Annotated in this window: 13 protein-coding genes; 2 read left to right on the forward strand and 11 right to left on the reverse strand. The window is 53.4% G+C overall.

What is annotated here, in order from left to right:
* Positions 1–8: 8 nt before the first annotated feature.
* The 5 genes from cysD to cysJ form a co-directional block, all read right to left on the reverse strand.
* Entirely contained in the window at positions 9–917 is a 909-nt protein-coding gene (gene cysD / locus EH207_RS13500; protein WP_137714450.1) for a sulfate adenylyltransferase subunit CysD, read from the reverse strand.
* A gap of 9 nt (positions 918–926) precedes the next feature.
* Positions 927–2,369 carry a siroheme synthase CysG gene (cysG, locus tag EH207_RS13505; RefSeq protein ID WP_137714451.1) on the reverse strand — a complete coding sequence of 481 codons (1,443 nt, stop codon included), beginning with the start codon at positions 2,367–2,369 and terminating at the stop codon, positions 927–929.
* Positions 2,370–2,520: 151 nt separating this feature from the next.
* Positions 2,521–3,255, reverse strand: a complete 735-nt coding sequence (locus tag EH207_RS13510; RefSeq protein WP_137714452.1) for a phosphoadenylyl-sulfate reductase — start codon at positions 3,253–3,255, stop codon at positions 2,521–2,523.
* Positions 3,256–3,267: 12 nt separating this feature from the next.
* Complete coding sequence (gene cysI, locus EH207_RS13515) at positions 3,268–5,019, reverse strand: assimilatory sulfite reductase (NADPH) hemoprotein subunit (RefSeq protein ID WP_137714453.1); 1,752 nt, start codon at positions 5,017–5,019, stop codon at positions 3,268–3,270.
* Positions 5,019–6,857 (reverse strand): NADPH-dependent assimilatory sulfite reductase flavoprotein subunit, encoded by a 1,839-nt coding sequence (gene cysJ, locus EH207_RS13520; protein WP_137714454.1) that lies wholly within the window; start codon positions 6,855–6,857, stop codon positions 5,019–5,021. The genes cysI and cysJ overlap by 1 nt, the downstream gene beginning before the upstream one ends.
* A gap of 334 nt (positions 6,858–7,191) precedes the next feature.
* Between cysJ and queD the strand changes: the two genes are divergently transcribed.
* Positions 7,192–7,554: a 6-carboxytetrahydropterin synthase QueD gene (gene queD / locus EH207_RS13525; RefSeq protein WP_137714455.1), complete on the forward strand. Its 363-nt coding sequence runs from the start codon at positions 7,192–7,194 to the stop codon at positions 7,552–7,554.
* A gap of 24 nt (positions 7,555–7,578) precedes the next feature.
* On the opposite strand, the gene queE is transcribed toward queD, so the two are convergent.
* Positions 7,579–8,250 carry a 7-carboxy-7-deazaguanine synthase QueE gene (gene queE, locus EH207_RS13530; RefSeq protein WP_137714456.1) on the reverse strand — a complete coding sequence of 224 codons (672 nt, stop codon included), beginning with the start codon at positions 8,248–8,250 and terminating at the stop codon, positions 7,579–7,581.
* Between the two features lie 178 nt (positions 8,251–8,428).
* Here queE and EH207_RS13535 point away from each other — a divergent pair, with 178 nt between their 5' ends.
* Positions 8,429–9,397: an MBL fold metallo-hydrolase gene (locus tag EH207_RS13535; protein WP_137714457.1), complete on the forward strand. Its 969-nt coding sequence runs from the start codon at positions 8,429–8,431 to the stop codon at positions 9,395–9,397.
* A gap of 50 nt (positions 9,398–9,447) precedes the next feature.
* On the opposite strand, the gene bglB is transcribed toward EH207_RS13535, so the two are convergent.
* From bglB to mazG, 5 genes are all read right to left on the reverse strand, one after another.
* Complete coding sequence (bglB, locus tag EH207_RS13540; RefSeq protein ID WP_137714458.1) at positions 9,448–10,587, reverse strand: beta-galactosidase BglB; 1,140 nt, start codon at positions 10,585–10,587, stop codon at positions 9,448–9,450.
* A gap of 43 nt (positions 10,588–10,630) precedes the next feature.
* On the reverse strand, positions 10,631–12,190 hold the full coding sequence (locus EH207_RS13545; protein ID WP_137714459.1) for an MFS transporter: 1,560 nt from the start codon (positions 12,188–12,190) through the stop codon (positions 10,631–10,633).
* Positions 12,191–13,248: 1,058 nt separating this feature from the next.
* Complete coding sequence (eno, locus tag EH207_RS13550) at positions 13,249–14,547, reverse strand: phosphopyruvate hydratase (RefSeq protein ID WP_137714460.1); 1,299 nt, start codon at positions 14,545–14,547, stop codon at positions 13,249–13,251.
* Positions 14,548–14,754: 207 nt separating this feature from the next.
* Complete coding sequence (gene pyrG / locus EH207_RS13555) at positions 14,755–16,392, reverse strand: glutamine hydrolyzing CTP synthase (RefSeq protein WP_137714461.1); 1,638 nt, start codon at positions 16,390–16,392, stop codon at positions 14,755–14,757.
* A 228-nt stretch (positions 16,393–16,620) separates the two neighbouring features.
* The gene (mazG, locus tag EH207_RS13560; protein ID WP_137714462.1) at positions 16,621–17,433 is read right to left on the reverse strand and encodes a nucleoside triphosphate pyrophosphohydrolase; all 813 of its coding nucleotides are present in this window, start codon (positions 17,431–17,433) and stop codon (positions 16,621–16,623) included.
* Positions 17,434–17,517: the final 84 nt, after the last annotated feature.

Raw genomic sequence — 17,517 nt, forward strand, 5'->3', positions numbered from 1 at the left:
GCGGCTCCTCAGAAATACCCTTGACGCTTTTTCAGTTCCATTGAACCCGCCTGATCGCGGTCGATCACCCGTCCCTGACGCTCACTGGTGGTAGAAATCAGCATCTCTTCAATGATTTCCGGCAGCGTTTGCGCATTTGACTCCACCGCGCCCGTTAACGGCCAACAGCCCAGCGTACGGAAACGAACCATTCGCTGCTCAATCACTTCGCCCGGTTGCAGATCGATACGATCGTCATCCACCATCAGCAACATGCCGTCACGCGCCACCACAGGGCGCGGAGCCGCCAGATAAAGCGGCACAATATCGATATTTTCCAGGTAGATATATTGCCAGATATCCAGTTCGGTCCAGTTGGACAACGGGAAAACGCGGATGCTTTCCCCTTTGTTAATCTGGCCGTTGTAGTTATGCCACAGTTCGGGACGTTGGCTTTTCGGGTCCCAGCGATGAAAACGATCGCGAAAGGAATAAATGCGCTCTTTGGCGCGAGACTTCTCTTCATCACGGCGAGCGCCGCCGAACGCGGCGTCAAAACCATATTTGTCCAGCGCTTGCTTTAATCCCTCGGTTTTCATGATATCGGTATGTTTGGCGCTACCGTGGATAAACGGGTTAATGCCCAGCGCTTCTCCCTGAGGATTACGGTGAACCAGCAGTTCGCAACCGTAGGCTTTGGCCGTCCGATCACGGAACTCGTACATTTCACGGAATTTCCAGCCGGTATCCACATGCAACAGCGGAAACGGCAGCGATCCCGGATAAAACGCCTTACGCGCCAGGTGCAGCATGACCGAGGAATCTTTACCGATGGAATACATCATTACCGGGTTGCCGAACTCCGCCGCCACCTCGCGGATGATGTGAATGCTCTCGGCTTCGAGCTGCCGTAAATGAGTGAGTCGTTTCTCGTCCATACCTATTCCTTAAGCCATATTTACTACCGCCGGACGGCCGTCTTGCGGTGCCGCCAGCGTCTGCTGACCAAACCAGGCGATTTGATGATGCAAGTTCACCACGTCACCAATCACCAGCAGAGCCGGTGTCGGTGCCTGCTGAGCCAATTGTTCCAACTGCCGCAGCGTGCCGATCAGCACCTGCTGATCGTGCCGGGTGCCACGCCCAATCACGGCGACAGGCGTTTGTGCCGGGCGGCCGTGCTCGATTAGCTGCTGACTGATTTCCGCGGCTTTCACCGTTCCCATATAAATCGCCAGCGTCTGCCGCCCACGCGCCAGCGTCGACCAATCCAGCGCATCGCCATCAGGCCGGCAATGACCGGTAATAAATACCACGCTCTGGGAATAGTCCCGGTGTGTCAACGGAATACCGGCATAGGCGGTGACCCCTGCCGCTGCGGTCACGCCAGGCACAACCTGGAAGGCAATGCCCGCCTGCGCGACCTCTTGCAACTCTTCTCCGCCACGCCCGAAAATAAACGGATCGCCGCCTTTCAGCCGCACCACCCGCTTACCCTGCCGCGCCAGCGTCACCAACAGTTGGTTGATTTCTTCCTGGGGAAGAGAATGGGCGTTCGCCCGTTTCCCCACGCAAATACGTTCGGCGTCACGGCGCACCAGTTCCAGTACCTCGTCGCTGACCAGATAGTCATACAGTACGACATCCGCCTGCTGGATAACCTGCAAGCCACGCAGCGTAAGCAGTCCGGCATCACCCGGACCGGCGCCCACCAGCACCACCTCGCCATGCGCGGAAGCGGGCTGTTGCTGCTCATCCTGCTGTTGATCCAGTTGCCGTTGCAGTTCCTCTTCGGCCTGCGAGAGCTGCCCTGCGGATACCAGCGTGGCAAAACGCCCCACAAACAGCCGTTCCCAGAAACGACGCCGCGCGCTCATAGAATGGAGTCGAGATTTAATACGGTCGCGCCAACTGCCCGCGATCTCCGCCATGGTTCCCAGACTGGTGGGCAACAACGACTCCAGCTTTTCACGCAACAGACGCGCCAGCACCGGGGCTCGTCCGCCGGACGAAATCGCCACCAGCAACGGAGAGCGATCGACGATAGAGGGAAAAATAAAGGAGCACTTGGGCTGATCGTCCACCACGTTGACCAGCATATGACGCTGATTGGCTGCGTCAAATACCGCGGCATTCAGCGCGGAGTCATCCGTTGCGGCAATAACCAGAAACACGCCGGACAACAATTGCGGCGTAAAACTCCGGGCCAGCCACTGAATCCGGCCGGACGCGTGCTGTTCGGCCAGATCGTCCGCCAGCGCCTGTGCGACAACCTTCACCTCGGCGCCCGCGCGTTGCAATAGTCCAATTTTACGGGAGGCGACTTCACCGCCGCCGACCACCAACACCGGACGTCCCCGAAGATCGGCGAATAAAGGTAGATAGTTCACAATCGCCTTAACTAAGCAAAAAAATGGATAATGCGACTATAAGTTGCAGACATCGCACTTATGAAATGCCGAATTGGAATGACAAGTTCCGTAATGGAATAACACCTGAAGAAACCGGACGAGGCCCGGCCTCTCACCTCGGCATACCCGGTCACTCTTCGTGCAAACCACACTCCCGTTTGAGGCCGAAAAAGCGCGTTTCCTCCTCGCTCATGCCCGGCTCCCATTTGCGGGTGGTATGTATATCCCCCACGGACAAATAGCCCTGCTCCCACAGCGGATGATAGCTCAAACCGTTTTGTCGCAGGTATTGATAAACCTGACGGTTGTCCCAGTCGATAATCGGCAGCAATTTGAACACGCCGTGCTGTACCGCCAGCACCGGCAGATGCTCACGGCTGGCGGATTGCTCCCGGCGCAGTCCCGCAAACCAGGTCTGCGCCTTGAGTTCGCTCAGCGCGCGGTTCATCGGCTCAACCTTATTTATCTGATTGTAGCGCTCAATCCCCTCAACGCCCTGTTCCCACAGTTTACCGTAACGCGCTTCCTGCCAGGCGGGGGACTGCGCGGCGCGATACACTTGCAGATTCAGCTTTAACCGATCTGTCAACACGTCAATAAACTGATAGGTCTCCGGGAAAAGATAGCCGGTATCCGTGAGGATGACCGGGATACCGGGCCGCTGCCGCGTCACCAGATGCAGCGATACCGCCGCCTGAATCCCAAAACTGGAGGAAAGTACATATTCCCCCGGCAGGTGTTCCAGCGCCCAACCGACCCTTTCCTGCGCGGATAGCGCCTCAAGCCGCTTGTTCACGGCGGCCAGCGCCGCGGCCTGCTCCGCTTTCGGCAAGGCATTAAGCGCTTCAAGATTAAATTCAGACATCAGGCTCTCCTGTCAGTCATAGAAATCGCGGGCCGGGTCCAGCACCGGTTTGATAATGTTGGCGCGGAGGGTGAAATCACCAAACCCTTCATTATCCAGACGCTCTTGCGCCCAAAGACCAATCAGCCGATCGATTTCGCCGAGGATCTCGGTTTCAGTGATATTTTCGCGATACATGCGCGGGATACGCGTTCCTTCACGGTTGCCGCCCAAATGCAGGTTGTAGCGTCCCATCGCTTTCCCCACCAGACCGATTTCCGCCAGCATCGCACGGCCACAGCCGTTCGGACATCCCGTTACGCGCAGTATGATGTGCTCATCGCCCACGCCGTGCCGCTGCATGATATCCTCAACCCGGGTCACGAACTCCGGCAGGAAACGCTCCGCTTCCGCCATCGCCAGCGGACAGGTCGGAAAGGATACGCAGGCCATGGAGTTTTTGCGCTGCTCGGTGACGCCATCATCTATCAAGCCGTGTTCGCGCGCCAGCGCTTCAATCTTCGCTTTGCTCCGCGCGGGAACGCCGGCGACGATCAGGTTCTGGTTCGCCGTCAGACGGAAATCGCCCTTATGAATTTTGGCGATTTCCGCCAGACCTGTTTTCAGCGGACGCCCAGGATAATCCAGAATACGGCCATTCTCGATAAACAGCGTCAGGTGCCATTTGCCATCAATGCCTTTGACCCAACCGATACGGTCGCCCCGCCCGGTGAATTGATAGGGACGAACCGCACCGAATTTCACGCCGGCTCGCTTTTCCACTTCCTCCTTGAACGTCTCAACGCCTACGCGCTCCAGCGTGTATTTGGTTTTGGCATTTTTACGATTGGTACGGTTGCCCCAGTCGCGCTGGGTGGTCACCACCGCTTCGGCAACCGCCAGCGTATGCTCAATGGAAATATAGCCCAGTTCGCTGGCCGTGCGGGGATAAGTGGCTTTGTCACCGTGAGCGATCGATAATCCGCCGCCTACCAGCACGTTGAAACCGACCAGCCGGCCATTGTCGGCTATCGCCACAAAATTGAGATCGTTGGCGTGCAGATCCACATCGTTCTGCGGCGGGATCACCACGGTGGTTTTAAATTTACGCGGCAGATAGGTGGCGCCCAGAATCGGCTCTTCATCCGTGGTGGCCACCTTCTCCTGATCCAGCCAAATTTCGGCGTAGGCACGAGTGCGAGGCAGCAGATGCTCAGAAATCTTTTTCGCCCACGCATACGCCTGCTGGTGCAGTTCGGACTCCACCGGGTTCGAGGTGCACAGGACGTTGCGGTTAACGTCGTTGGCGGTAGCCAGCGAATCCAACCCCAGACTATTGAGCAGTTGGTGTGCGGGTTTCACGTTCGGCTTCAGGATACCGTGAAACTGGAACGTCTGGCGGTTGGTCAGGCGAATGCTGCCGTACAACGTACTTTCGGCGGCAAACTTATCAATGCCCAGCCACTGCTGCGGCGTGATCACCCCGCCGGGCAAACGGCAACGCAGCATCATCGCATGCCGGGGTTCCAGTTTCTGCTCGACGCGTTCGGCACGGATATCGCGGTCATCCTGCTGATACATGCCGTGGAAACGGATCAGTAAAAAATTGTCGCCATTGAAACCGCCCGTCAGTCCGTCCTTCAGATCTTCGGCAATGGTGCCGCGCAGAAAGTTACTTTCCCGTTTCAGACGTTCGGCATCAGCGAGTTTGCCTTCCACCACTAACGGGCCAGGATGTTTTTCATCTACCGACTGTTCTTCATTTGAGGATAGCTTTTTGCTCATTAATACACATCTCGCTGATAACGGCGCTCAAGGCGCAGGTCACTTAAAAATTCGTCGGCTTGCTCGATATCCATGCCACCGTGCTCAACCGCCACCTCCAGTAACGCCTGTTCGACATCTTTCGCCATGCGGTTGGCATCGCCACAGACATACAGGTGCGCGCCTTCCTGAAGCCAGCGCCAGACTTCCGCGCCCTTTTCCCGCAATTTATCCTGCACATACACTTTCTGCGCCCAATCGCGCGACCACGCCAGGTCGATGTTGGTCAGCAACCCTTCTTTCACGTAACGCTGCCACTCAACCTGATACAGAAAATCTTCGGTAAAGTGCGGATTGCCAAAAAACAGCCAGTTTTTGCCTTCCGCGCCTTCGGCTTCACGCTGCTGCATAAAGGCGCGGAACGGCGCAATCCCCGTGCCGGGGCCAATCATGATGATCGGCGCATCCGGGTCGGCAGGCAGACGGAAATTATCGTTATGTTCGATAAACACCCGAATTTCATCATCTTCATTCAGGCGGTCGGCCAGATAACTGGAAGCGCCGCCCGCTCTGGCGCGGCCATTAATGTCATAGCGCACAACGCCCACTGTAATATGGACTTCATTTTCCACTTCCGCCTGTGCAGACGCGATGGAGTACAAACGCGGGGTCAGCGGACGCAACAGGCCCGTTAACTGCTCAGCGGTGAGTTCCACCGGCGCCTGACGCACCATGTCCGCCAGCGGCGTGCGCTGGGCAAACTGCTGCAACGCGGGTTTATCGCTCACCAGCGCCAGCAGCGTTTCGTCACGGGACAGCGCGGCATATTTTTCAACCATCGGCGCGGTATTCTGTGTCAGTTCAAAGTGGCTTTTCAACGCTTGAGACAGCGGCAGCGTATTACCGTCAACGTCCACCGGCTCATCGCCTTTCAACCAGAGCAGTTCGAGAATTTCCCCCACCAGCGCCGGATCGTTATCAAACCATACGCCGAGTGCATCGCCCGGCTGATAACGCAAGCCAGAATCGCCCAGATCAATTTCGATATGGCGCACGTCTTTTTCTGAATTACGCCCGGTAATTTTTTGATTCACCGAAAACGTGGCATGCAAAGGCGAGGTTTTGCTGTATGGACTGCTGGTGATTTCATCCAGCGCGCCGCGGGTGCTGGCCTGTACCCTCGTCTCGTTCTGTGCCGGCAGACGCGCCTGCAACAGATCTACCAGTTGGCGCCGCCACTGCTCCGCAGGCGCCTGATAATCCACATCGGCATCAACGCGATCCAGCAACCGTTCCGCGCCCAGTTCGGCAAGGCGACGATCAAAATCGTTGCCCGCTTTGCTGAAAAATTCGTATGACGTATCGCCCAGACCAAAAACGGCGAATGCGGTTTCTTTCAACGACGGCGCTTTTTTGGAGAACAAAAATTTATACAACGCAACGGCCTCTTCCGGCGGTTCCCCTTCTCCCTGCGTTGACGTCACGATCAGCAGCAATTTCTCCTGACCGATTTGCTTGAATTTATAGTCGCCGGCATTAACCAGATTGACCGTCAGTTTCGCGGCCAGCAGATCGTCACGCAGTTGCTCGGCAACCCGACGGGCATTACCGGTTTGAGACGCGGAAATCAGGGTGATATTTGGGACAGACGCCGCGATCGCCGTCGCTGCCCCCGGATTGGCGGCGTCTGCCGCAACGCCTGGATGCGTTTGCGCTCCCGGCTGTTGCAGAAGCCCCCAAAAATAGCCGGAAAGCCAGGCAAGCTGCGCAGGTGAAAAATCACCGGTTGCCGCCTGCAAACGCGATAATTGCTCCGCACTCAACGGAAGCGACGGAGTGGGAGAAACCGGAGTTTTCATTATGAACACTATTTCCTTGTCTCTATAGCCGGAACTAATACAAAAAGGTGAAATAAAAAGCTGCGTGGAGCATAAGGTTAACCATCAGCATCTTAACAATTAAAGAAATGATGGACATATCAAATAACCAAAATGACTAAATGGTTTTTCTGATAAACCTTATTGCTTAAAGTGTTATAGATCACATTTATTGCGCCAGCCATCGCGTTACAAGCGGTATTGCGTGTTTTAAGCCCTCTCCCCCGCCCATCACGGAACGTGCTTCACGCCGCGCTTTCCGGTAGTATGCAAGAGATTTTTATAGGTTATTTTTAGGAAATCGGGAACATCCGACATGGTCACTACGCTATTTAAAGATTTTCAGTTTGAAGCCGCCCACCGTCTGCCCCATGTCCCGCCGGGACATAAATGCGGGCGGCTGCATGGGCATTCCTTTATGGTTCGGCTGGAAATCACCGGCGAGGTCGATCCGCACACCGGCTGGGTGATGGATTTCGCTGAACTGAAAGCCGCGTTTAAACCGACGTGGGAAAGACTGGATCATCATTATCTGAATGATATTCCCGGACTGGAAAACCCGACCAGCGAAGTGCTGGCCCACTGGGTCTGGCAGCAGTTGAAACCGTTATTGCCGGCATTGAGCGCCGTGACGGTAAAAGAAACCTGTACCGCAGGCTGTGTTTATCGCCCGGCGTGAAACGATCGCTTCACGCCCCTGCCGTCAGGCAATATTCAAATATTTATGCGTCTGCATGGAAAGCCGCCAGTTACGGGCAATGCAGGTCGCTATACACAGTTTGGTTGCTTCGTCTTTCTGGCTGATCGGCTGTAGCGCCACAACACGTGGCTTGTCGTCATTCAGACGCGCCAGCAGCGTATCCAGCGCCTCAATATCCCGCGCTCTGCCGACGGGATGCTTGATTTCATCGGCCCGTTGCAACGCCTGATCGCGCACCTGCATACCGCCACGCATGTTCACTTTGGGCGAAACCGTGACCCAGGTATTGAGAGAACAGCGCACCTCATGCGTTCCGCTGGTTTCAATCTGACAGTTGAACCCATACTTTTCCAGCAGCAGCGTCAGCGGCGCCAGATCGTGAATACAAGGCTCACCGCCGGTAATCACGATATGGCGGGCGGTATAACCTTCGCGCGACATCAGCGCCAGAATATCCTCGGCGGTGGCGGCGCCCCAGGCGTCGCTTTCCTGTGTTTTGACGACGATCTCATTCAGAGAGGTTTCCCGATCGGCCAGTTTGTCCCAGGTATGTTTGGTATCACACCAGCTACAGCCTACCGGACAGCCCTGCAACCGCACGAACACCGCCGGAACACCGGTAAAATAGCCTTCGCCTTGTAACGTCTGGAACACTTCATTAATCGGGTACTGCATGTTTTTTCACTATCACCTTTGCTCAAAAAGGCATTATCGCAGATCGCAGGTCGACACGCCAAACCGGACTTGTCCGCGGCATTCAATTTGAGTAATGGCGCAAGGCAGTCAATAATCAATCTGCTAATTTCGCTTCCCCCGCCCCGTCAACCATGCATCATCAACAAGGGATAAACACATGACGCTATTGAAGCCGTTAACATTACTACTACTGGCGTTCGCCTGCTCACCGGCCTTTACGCAGGCACAAACGGTGGCTCAGGTAAAAACTCAACCGGGTTATTACCGGCTGATGCTGGGTCAGTTTGAAATCACCGCATTATCCGATGGCACCAACACGCTGCCAATGGACAAACTGCTGACCCGCATCTCACCGGAAAAAATAAACCAACTACTGGCGGAAAAATCGCTGACTTCGCCAGTGGAAACCTCAATTAATGCCTATCTGATCAATACCGGCAAAAACCTGATCCTGGTCGACACCGGCAACGGTAAACAAGCCAATCCTTCCGTCGGGCATTTATTGAATAACCTGCAAGCAGCGGGCTATAGACCGGAACAGGTGGATACGCTGTTGCTGACCCATCTGCACGGCGACCACATTGGCGGCCTGCTTAACGAAGGTAAACTGGCTTATCCAAACGCCACGGTGTACGTCAATGAGCGGGAAACCGATTACTGGCTCAGCGAAGAAAATCTGAAGCAGGCCAAAGCGGATCGTAAACCCGCTTTTCAGCGGGCGCAGGCGATCTTCCGGCCGATTATCGCGGCCAACAAGCTGAAAACCTTTTCCGGCGACGAAACCCTTCATCCCGGTATTGTTGCGCAACCCGCCCTCGGTCACACACCAGGACACACCGCGTATCGGGCGGAAAGCGACGGCAAGAAGATGCTGTTATGGGGCGATACCGTCCACGCAGAAGCGGTGCAGATGGCGCTTCCCGCCACCACCATCAGTTTTGACTACGATATGGATGCCGCCGCCAAGACGCGCGCCAAACTGCTCGCTGACGCGGCGAACCAGGGATTCTGGGTGGCCAGTTCACACATTTCCTTCCCCGGCATCGGCCATATCAAAGCCGCACCAGGCAATGACGGCTATCGCTGGGTCATGGCTAATTACAGTCTGACCGGGTTAGCAAACTAACCGCAGGCGACAACGCAGGACATCCCCATCAGGATGTCCTGCGCAACGATTTATAAATACACGCGCAGATATTCCGACAGGCAGAGAATCGCCATCGCCTGTCCGTGGGGCATAGCGGTCAGCGGAATCTGACGGTAGTAATCCAGATCCTGTCCCATCCCGGTGCCGAACGACACCTGCTCCAGTTCCCCTTCGGCATTCACGTTGCCAATCACGCCGCGGATCGCTTTTTCCGCCACCGGCAGGTAGCGTTGATCCACATAGCGCTTGCGTACCGCCTTAAGAATACCGTAAGCAAAACCGGCGGTTGCCGAGCATTCGAGATACGACTCAGGATCGTCGAGCAATGTGTGCCACAGGCCGCTATCATCCTGATATTTGACCAACGCCTCGATTTGGCTTTCCAGCACCTGCAACAGAAAACGACGCATCGCATTCCGTTCCGGCAATGCCAGCAACTCGATAAAGTCGGGGATAGCCACGGTCAGCCAACTGTTGCCACGCGCCCAACGCGCCAGGGCAAAGTTATGTTGTCCTTCAAACGTCCAGCCGTGAAACCACAGGCCGCTTTCGCGATCCATCAGATACTGAACGTGCAGCAGGAACTGATAGACGGCCTCTTCCACAAATTCAGGCCGGTTCAACAGCTTGCCGATTTTCGCCAGCGGCAGCACGCTCATCATCAGCGTGTCATCCCACAGTTGCTGGTGGTTTTCATTGTTATAAACAATGTGTTGCAACCCTTGCTTTTGCGTGCGCGGCATTTCATACATCACCCACTCGGCCCAGCGCTCCAGATATGGCGCCCAACGAGCATCACGCGTTTCTTCATAGCGATAGGCCAGCGTCAGGAAAGGACAAACGGTGTTGACGTTCTTCGCCGGGGTCCCTTCTGACAGATGCGCGGTAAACCAGTCATCAATGATAGCCCGCATTCGCTCGTCACCCGTTTGCTGGTAATACTGATAAATGCCGTACAAACCGATACCGTGCGTCCATTCCCAACCCATCCAGCCTTTGGTATCAATCACCCGGTCATCGTCCAGCCTTAATAAAAACTCACCGGTTTTATCTTCAATATTCGCCAGATTCTCGGTGATGCGGTAAATCAGCGCCTTCAGCTCATCGCGGGCGATAAAGTGTTCCGGCTGACGTAAGAGCGGGCTATGTTTCACACTGAATACGTCCATAGTTGTTCATCCAATTTAATGAGCAGTCAACGGTTCAAGACGTTCAAGGCTGGGTTACCCGTGTGGGTAGTGCGGTTTTCTTGTGACGATTAAGGTAGCCAATATTGTTGTTGCCCCACAGTGACTCATACGGCATCCCCGCCAGCATTTCGACAACCGCTCGCGCCTCCGGCGTAATCTTTTCGGGAACCGGTCGTCCGGCTTCATGCATTTTCACTGTCTCTTGCCGCAGAATAGTGTGCGTTTGCAAGTTGAGCTTGAAGCGCAGGGAAACCAGGAATCCCAACGCCAGAAACCCCACCGTACCGAAGCACAGAATCATCACAAGAGTATGACTGACGCCCGGCGCCTGCACGCTCTGCCCTGATACAAAACCGGATGACTGCAACATAATCCCCACCAGCATCACCGCACCGGCCTGAGACGCCTTGCGGGTCAGCGTCATGATGCCGGCAAAAATACCTTCACGACGCTGCGCGGTAATCACTTCATCCACATCGGCGATATAGGTATAGATGTTCCAGGGCACGTAGTTGATCCCGCCGCGGCCCAATCCCGCCAGCGCGGAAATCAGCAGCAATAAGGCGAACACATCATGCTGGTTGCTGTACCACAGAATGGTATAGGAAATCGCACTCAGTCCGAACAAGATCACCACGAGGCGATAAGGCGGCGCGGGTCCGAAACGGATACACAACGGGATCATCACAATCACGGAAATAAATTGCAGGATCGCCATTGTCCCCATCAGATTGGAGGCGACCGTCGGGCTTTGCATCAGAACAAAGACCACATAGTAGGTAAACACCGCATTAAACACGTCCTGCGCGATATACCCGCCCAGGTACATCCCCAGATGCAAACGGAAAATACGGATGCGCAGCGTAGACAACAGCTCAACACTTAGCTGTTTCAGGCTGTCAACCAGTGACAGGGACTGACGCTCCTTTTCCGCCCGCAGAGAGGCTTCCGACATTTGATCCCGCGGCCGCTCCCAGGTGAAGAGATAGACCAGCGTCAGCACTGTGGCGCAAATAATGGAGAAAACCAGACCGGAATAGAAGAACGAAACCGTATTGTCCTTGCCGAAATAACTCAGCAAAATCCCCGGCAAAAACGTCGCCAGCGTAATGGATAGCTGAGCCATCGCGATACGCGAGCCGGAGAATTTGGTTTTCTGTTTGAAATCGTCGGTCATTTCCGGCACCAGGGTTTCATACGGCACCAGCACCATGGTATAGACCACATCAAACACCAGGTAAGTCAGCAGGTAGTACCAATATCCCATATCGCCCACCCACATAAAGCTGTAGCTGAAGACGCAGGGAATACCCAACAGAATAAAGAATTTACGGCGCCCAAAGCGTTTTCCGAGCCAGGTCGAACCGAAGTTATCGCTCAAAAAACCCATCAGCGGGCTGAAGACGGCATCCATTACGCGGGCCATCGCAAAAATTGAGGTTGCCTCAATCGGTGTTAAACCACAAAACGTGGTGTAAAAGTAGAGTAACCAGGCGGCCGTCAGCGCGGTGGTGCCTGCCCCAAGAAAATCGCCAGAGCCATAGGCTAAGTAATTACCCAGCCCGATTTTACGTGTTTTCATTTTCATCCTTCCTTGGTCATGTTTATTTATGAAGTTGCCGTGGCGAGTCGGAAGAGCCCTATCTCATTGGTTCAAGATGGCATCTATATTGCCGCCGCAGTCGTTGAAGCAACTTCCTGTTTCGCTAGAAAACCGTTGTGGTTTTGCCGCCGGATATTACTCACGGGGATGACAAGTGAGAATGACCCGATCGGCTTCGAATATTTTATAAATTATCATACAGTGTTTATCCTATACAAAAGGAATGATCTTTATAATAAGCAGAATAAGGAATTTATGAATATGCCGCGATGTCTGACGGGGTGACTGACGCCCACAGGTGAAATATCTTATTCAATCCAGATAACTCAATATGGGTTATCCTGTTACCGTGCTGGCGCGTTTTCATGATTATCAGGCGATAATAACAGACCGCGGCGCGACCGCCGTGGATGAATTACAAGGTAAGGTTCTGGAAAGATCTATTTATCCAAAATGACTTTGAACTTAGCCGCTATTATAGGAGAGAAAGCCAATACCACCTTAATAAGAAAATATCTTTTTTATTCAGCGCGAATCCCGGAATTATTTTTTGAGGTAGAAGCTATCTTCTTATCAACTATGAATTATTGGTGAATATTAACGATTGAATTTTTATGATATTTGAAAATATTCCAGAATCTATCTCGCAACGTATTTATCAAAAAGCAAAGGCAGGTCATCAATATTAAAAAACTGGCGATTTCTTCCAAATATATCAAATAATTCGGCCATTGGAGGCCATTGATAGCTATCGCGTGATCATTGAATATCGCAGAGAAAGAGGATGAGACTTTCATACGGCTGAAAGCATTAATGAGAAGAGGAGGTATTTCAGTATAGACCTCATTGCCGCAGCATCTTGAATAAATAAACAGGCGAGTTAAAAAAGTACTAAATAGTAAAAACCGGGAAACCTGACCTTATGGCATAAAAAAATCCAGAAGCAGACCCACGCTTCTGGATTCTCCAGTCAATCACGCGATGCGTTTGTCAGACTCGGGGCCAGCCCCGATTCCGACAAATGCAACAAGCCGCGATTATTGACCTTTTACTTCTTTCAGGCCGTTGAACGGTGCACGGCTGCCCAGCGCCTCTTCAATACGGATCAACTGGTTGTATTTGGCAACGCGGTCAGAACGGCTCATGGAACCTGTTTTGATCTGGCCGGCAGCAGTACCTACCGCCAGGTCAGCAATGGTGGCATCTTCCGTTTCGCCGGAACGGTGAGAGATAACCGCAGTGTAGCCTGCGTCTTTCGCCATCTTGATCGCAGCCAGCGTTTCGGTCAGAGAACCGATCTGGTTGAACTTGATTAGAATGGAGTTCGCGATGCCTTTTTCGATACCTTCTTTCAGGATCTTGGTGTTGGTAACGAACAGATCGTCACCCACCAACTGGATTTTGTCGCCCAGCACGCTGGTCTGGTAAGCAAAACCATCCCAGTCAGATTCATCCAAACCGTCTTCGATGGAAACGATCGGATATTCTTTGGTCAAACCTTCCAGGTAGTGAGTAAACTCCTGAGAAGTGAAAGTCTTGCCCTCGCCTTTCAGTTCGTACTGACCGGTATCTCTGTTGTAGAACTCGGAAGCCGCACAGTCCATCGCCAGCGTAACGTCTTTACCTAATACGTAACCGGCTTTTTCCACCGCTTCTTTGATGGCAGCCAGCGCCGCGGCGTTAGACTCCAGGTTTGGCGCGTAGCCGCCTTCATCACCGACAGCGGTGTTCAGGCCTTTGGCTTTCAGCACTTTTGCCAGATTGTGGAAAACTTCAGAACCGATGCGGATTGCTTCTTTAACGGTTTTCGCGCCAACGGGCTGAATCATGAATTCCTGAATATCAACGTTGTTGTCCGCGTGCTCGCCGCCGTTGATGATGTTCATCATTGGCAGAGGCAGTGAGAATTTGCCCGGCGTTCCGTTCAGTTCAGCGATATGTTCGTACAGCGGCTGGCCTTTGGACGCGGCGGCGGCTTTAGCGTTAGCCAGAGAAACCGCGAGAATGGCGTTAGCGCCGAAGTTGGACTTGTTTTCAGTGCCGTCCAGCTCGATCATGATTTTATCGATGTTCGATTGATCTTTGGCGTCTTTACCCAGAACAGCCTGAGCAATTGGGCCGTTAACCGCGGCAACGGCTTTGGTTACGCCTTTGCCAAGAAAACGGGATTTATCACCGTCACGCAGTTCCAGCGCTTCGCGGGAGCCGGTAGAAGCCCCTGATGGCGCAGCAGCCAGACCGACAAAACCGCCTTCCAGATGGACTTCCGCTTCAACAGTCGGGTTTCCGCGCGAGTCAATAATTTCACGGCCAATGACTTTAATAATTTTGGACATTAGATTTTCCTCAGTACAAGTTAAACTAAAACCTCAGACAAACAACGCACGGCCGTTATATCCGTCATCTTTCACGTTGCAGGCGCGTCGGCTGCGCTCCCCCCCCCAATCACTGACTTATTGTGAGTTCATCGGGATTCGCCCGCTTACCGCCTTCCCGCACCGCGAAATTTATTGGGTATAGATCGCGCGTTGCCGACAAAATCCTTACTTCATCTGGCGCTTTTGGTACACGCCAGCGGCTTTCACAAAGCCGGAAAACAGTGGATGTCCATCACGCGGCGTTGAGGTAAATTCCGGATGGAACTGACAGGCCACGAACCACGGATGATCGGGTAACTCAATGATTTCCACCAGCTTGCGATCGGCGGAAAGACCCGCGACCCGTAATCCCGCCGCTTCAATCTGTTTCAACAACATGTTGTTGACTTCATAACGGTGACGGTGACGTTCAATGATCGTCGGCTCACCGTAAAGCTGACGCACTAGGCTGCCTTCGATCAAATGACATTGCTGTCCGCCAACCCGCATGGTTCCGCCCAGATCGCTTGCTTCGTCCCGGACTTCAATATTGCCATTTTCATCGCGCCATTCCGTGATCAACGCCACTACCGGGTATTTACAATCAGGCTTAAACTCCGTTGAATTTGCCTCATTCATCCCGGCGACGTTACGGGCAAATTCCATTAATGCGACCTGCATCCCCAGGCAAATGCCCAGATAAGGGACATTGTTCTCGCGGGCATAGCGCGCCGTCATGATTTTTCCTTCGATGCCCCGATAACCGAAACCGCCAGGGATCAGAATTGCATCAAGATCCTTCAGCACTTCCACGCCGCGCGTTTCCACATCCTGCGAATCAATCAGCTTAATGTTCACCGTCACACGGTTTTTCAGTCCGCCGTGCTTTAACGCCTCGATCACCGATTTATAAGCATCCGGCAACGCAACATATTTGCCCACCATCCCGATAGTGACTTCGCCACCCGGGTTCGCTTCTTCGTAAACGACCTGCTCCCACTCTGACAGGTTTGCTTCGGGACAGTTCAAGCTGAATCGTTTACAAATATAATCATCCAACCCCTGTGATTTCAATAGCGCCGGAATTTTATAAATTGAATCAATGTCTTTAAGGGATATTACGGCTTTTTCCGGCACGTTGCAGAATAAAGCAATCTTTGCCCGCTCGTTGGCGGGCACAGTACGGTCGGAACGGCAAATCAGCACATCCGGCTGAATACCGATGGACAACAGTTCTTTTACCGAGTGCTGAGTAGGCTTAGTCTTTACTTCGCCCGCCGCCGCCAGATAAGGAACCAACGTCAGATGCATGAACAGCGTATTCTCACGGCCGACTTCAACCGCCATTTGCCGAATCGCTTCAAGGAACGGCAAAGACTCGATATCGCCGACCGTTCCGCCAATCTCGACCAGCACCACATCATGCCCCTCACCGCCTTCCAGAATGCGTTCTTTAATGGCGTTGGTGATGTGCGGGATAACCTGAATCGTGGCGCCCAGATAGTCGCCACGGCGCTCTTTGCGCAATACGTCGGAGTAGATACGACCGGTGGTGAAGTTGTTACGGCGCGACATCTTGGTGCGAATGAAACGCTCGTAATGGCCCAAGTCTAGATCGGTTTCCGCGCCGTCTTCGGTGACAAACACTTCGCCGTGTTGCGTCGGGCTCATCGTGCCCGGATCCACGTTGATATACGGGTCCAGTTTCATGATGGTAACGTTGAGGCCACGGGCTTCAAGAATAGCCGCCAGGGAGGCTGCGGCAATGCCTTTACCCAGAGAGGAAACGACCCCGCCGGTCACAAAAATATAATTAGTTGTCATGCTGAACCTGAGAGTTTAGGTTTAAAGACGATGGAAGTACCAAGACGGGAAAGTAGTATACCGGAACCTGCTGAACGCCACAAATGTTCGTTTTGCTCATCGTGGCGCTCACGCCCCCGCGGTCTTGGGGATGTAATCCTAAAAATTCACTAATTTATTAGTGGTAAAAAATCAACCAATTACATTTAACTAGCCCCAAAAAAAAGCAGCAAGCATTCAAATAGCCTGTCAGTGGGTATTTTCCTGCGCTTTCACTTTTTGCCACGCGGCTTCCATTTCGCTCAGCGACGCCTGTTCAAGTGATTTACCTGATGCTTTAACTATTTGTTCTACCTGACGAAAACGGCGAGAAAACTTGCGATTTGCAGCCTGTAACGCACTCTCGGCCTTATGTCCCAGGTGACGAGAGAGATTGACTGTCGCGAACAATAAATCGCCAATCTCTTCGCCCAGTTTTTCTTCATCGACAATGGGTTGCCGCACTTCGTGCATGACTTCCTCGATCTCTTCATACACTTTGTCGACAACCGGTCCCAAACTGTGCCAATCAAAACCAACGGCAGCGCAGCGCTGTTGAATTTTTTGCGCTTTCATCAAGGCAGGCAATGCGTCGGGGATATCGTCCAGCGGGGAGTGGCGATCTTTTTCCGCGCGCTCCTGTGCTTTGGTTTGCTCCCAGTTCGCCAGCACCGCTTCGCTGTCGGCGAGTTCGGCATCGGCGAAAATATGCGGATGGCGGCGTTCCAGTTTATCGCTGATGGCGTTGCAAACATCGGAAAAATCAAATAGTCCTTGTTCCTGCGCCATCCGGGCATAAAACACCACCTGAAACAGCAGATCGCCAAGTTCGCCACGCAGGTCGTCAAAATCCTTACGGCTGATGGCGTCCAGCACTTCGTAAGTTTCTTCCAGCGTGTAAGGCGCAATGGTGTCAAAGGTCTGTTTACGATCCCACGGACAACCGTTTTCCGGATCGCGCAGGGTTTTCATGATGGCGAGCAGGCGTTCGATAGCGGGTGAAAGTGTAGCGGATACGGTCATAGTGTTCCTGAAAATTAAACGATGATTGTTCTACGGTGGATGATGCAGGTAAAACGAGGGTTTCGTCGCTTCCATGCCATTTAT

Source organism: Brenneria rubrifaciens (genome assembly GCF_005484945.1).
GTDB lineage: Bacteria > Pseudomonadota > Gammaproteobacteria > Enterobacterales > Enterobacteriaceae > Brenneria > Brenneria rubrifaciens.

Excerpts from the sequence above, each read along its gene's own strand:
- cysD (WP_137714450.1), bottom strand. The coding sequence starts at position 917 with ATGGACGAGAAACGACTCACTCATTTACGGCAGCTCGAAGCCGAGAGC.
- EH207_RS13510 (WP_137714452.1), bottom strand. The coding sequence starts at position 3,255 with ATGTCTGAATTTAATCTTGAAGCGCTTAATGCCTTGCCGAAAGCGGAG.
- cysI (WP_137714453.1), bottom strand. The coding sequence starts at position 5,019 with ATGAGCAAAAAGCTATCCTCAAATGAAGAACAGTCGGTAGATGAAAAA.
- cysJ (WP_137714454.1), bottom strand. The coding sequence starts at position 6,857 with ATGAAAACTCCGGTTTCTCCCACTCCGTCGCTTCCGTTGAGTGCGGAG.
- queD (WP_137714455.1), top strand. The coding sequence starts at position 7,192 with ATGGTCACTACGCTATTTAAAGATTTTCAGTTTGAAGCCGCCCACCGT.
- queE (WP_137714456.1), bottom strand. The coding sequence starts at position 8,250 with ATGCAGTACCCGATTAATGAAGTGTTCCAGACGTTACAAGGCGAAGGC.
- EH207_RS13535 (WP_137714457.1), top strand. The coding sequence starts at position 8,429 with ATGACGCTATTGAAGCCGTTAACATTACTACTACTGGCGTTCGCCTGC.
- bglB (WP_137714458.1), bottom strand. The coding sequence starts at position 10,587 with ATGGACGTATTCAGTGTGAAACATAGCCCGCTCTTACGTCAGCCGGAA.
- EH207_RS13545 (WP_137714459.1), bottom strand. The coding sequence starts at position 12,190 with ATGAAAACACGTAAAATCGGGCTGGGTAATTACTTAGCCTATGGCTCT.
- eno (WP_137714460.1), bottom strand. The coding sequence starts at position 14,547 with ATGTCCAAAATTATTAAAGTCATTGGCCGTGAAATTATTGACTCGCGC.
- pyrG (WP_137714461.1), bottom strand. The coding sequence starts at position 16,392 with ATGACAACTAATTATATTTTTGTGACCGGCGGGGTCGTTTCCTCTCTG.
- mazG (WP_137714462.1), bottom strand. The coding sequence starts at position 17,433 with ATGACCGTATCCGCTACACTTTCACCCGCTATCGAACGCCTGCTCGCC.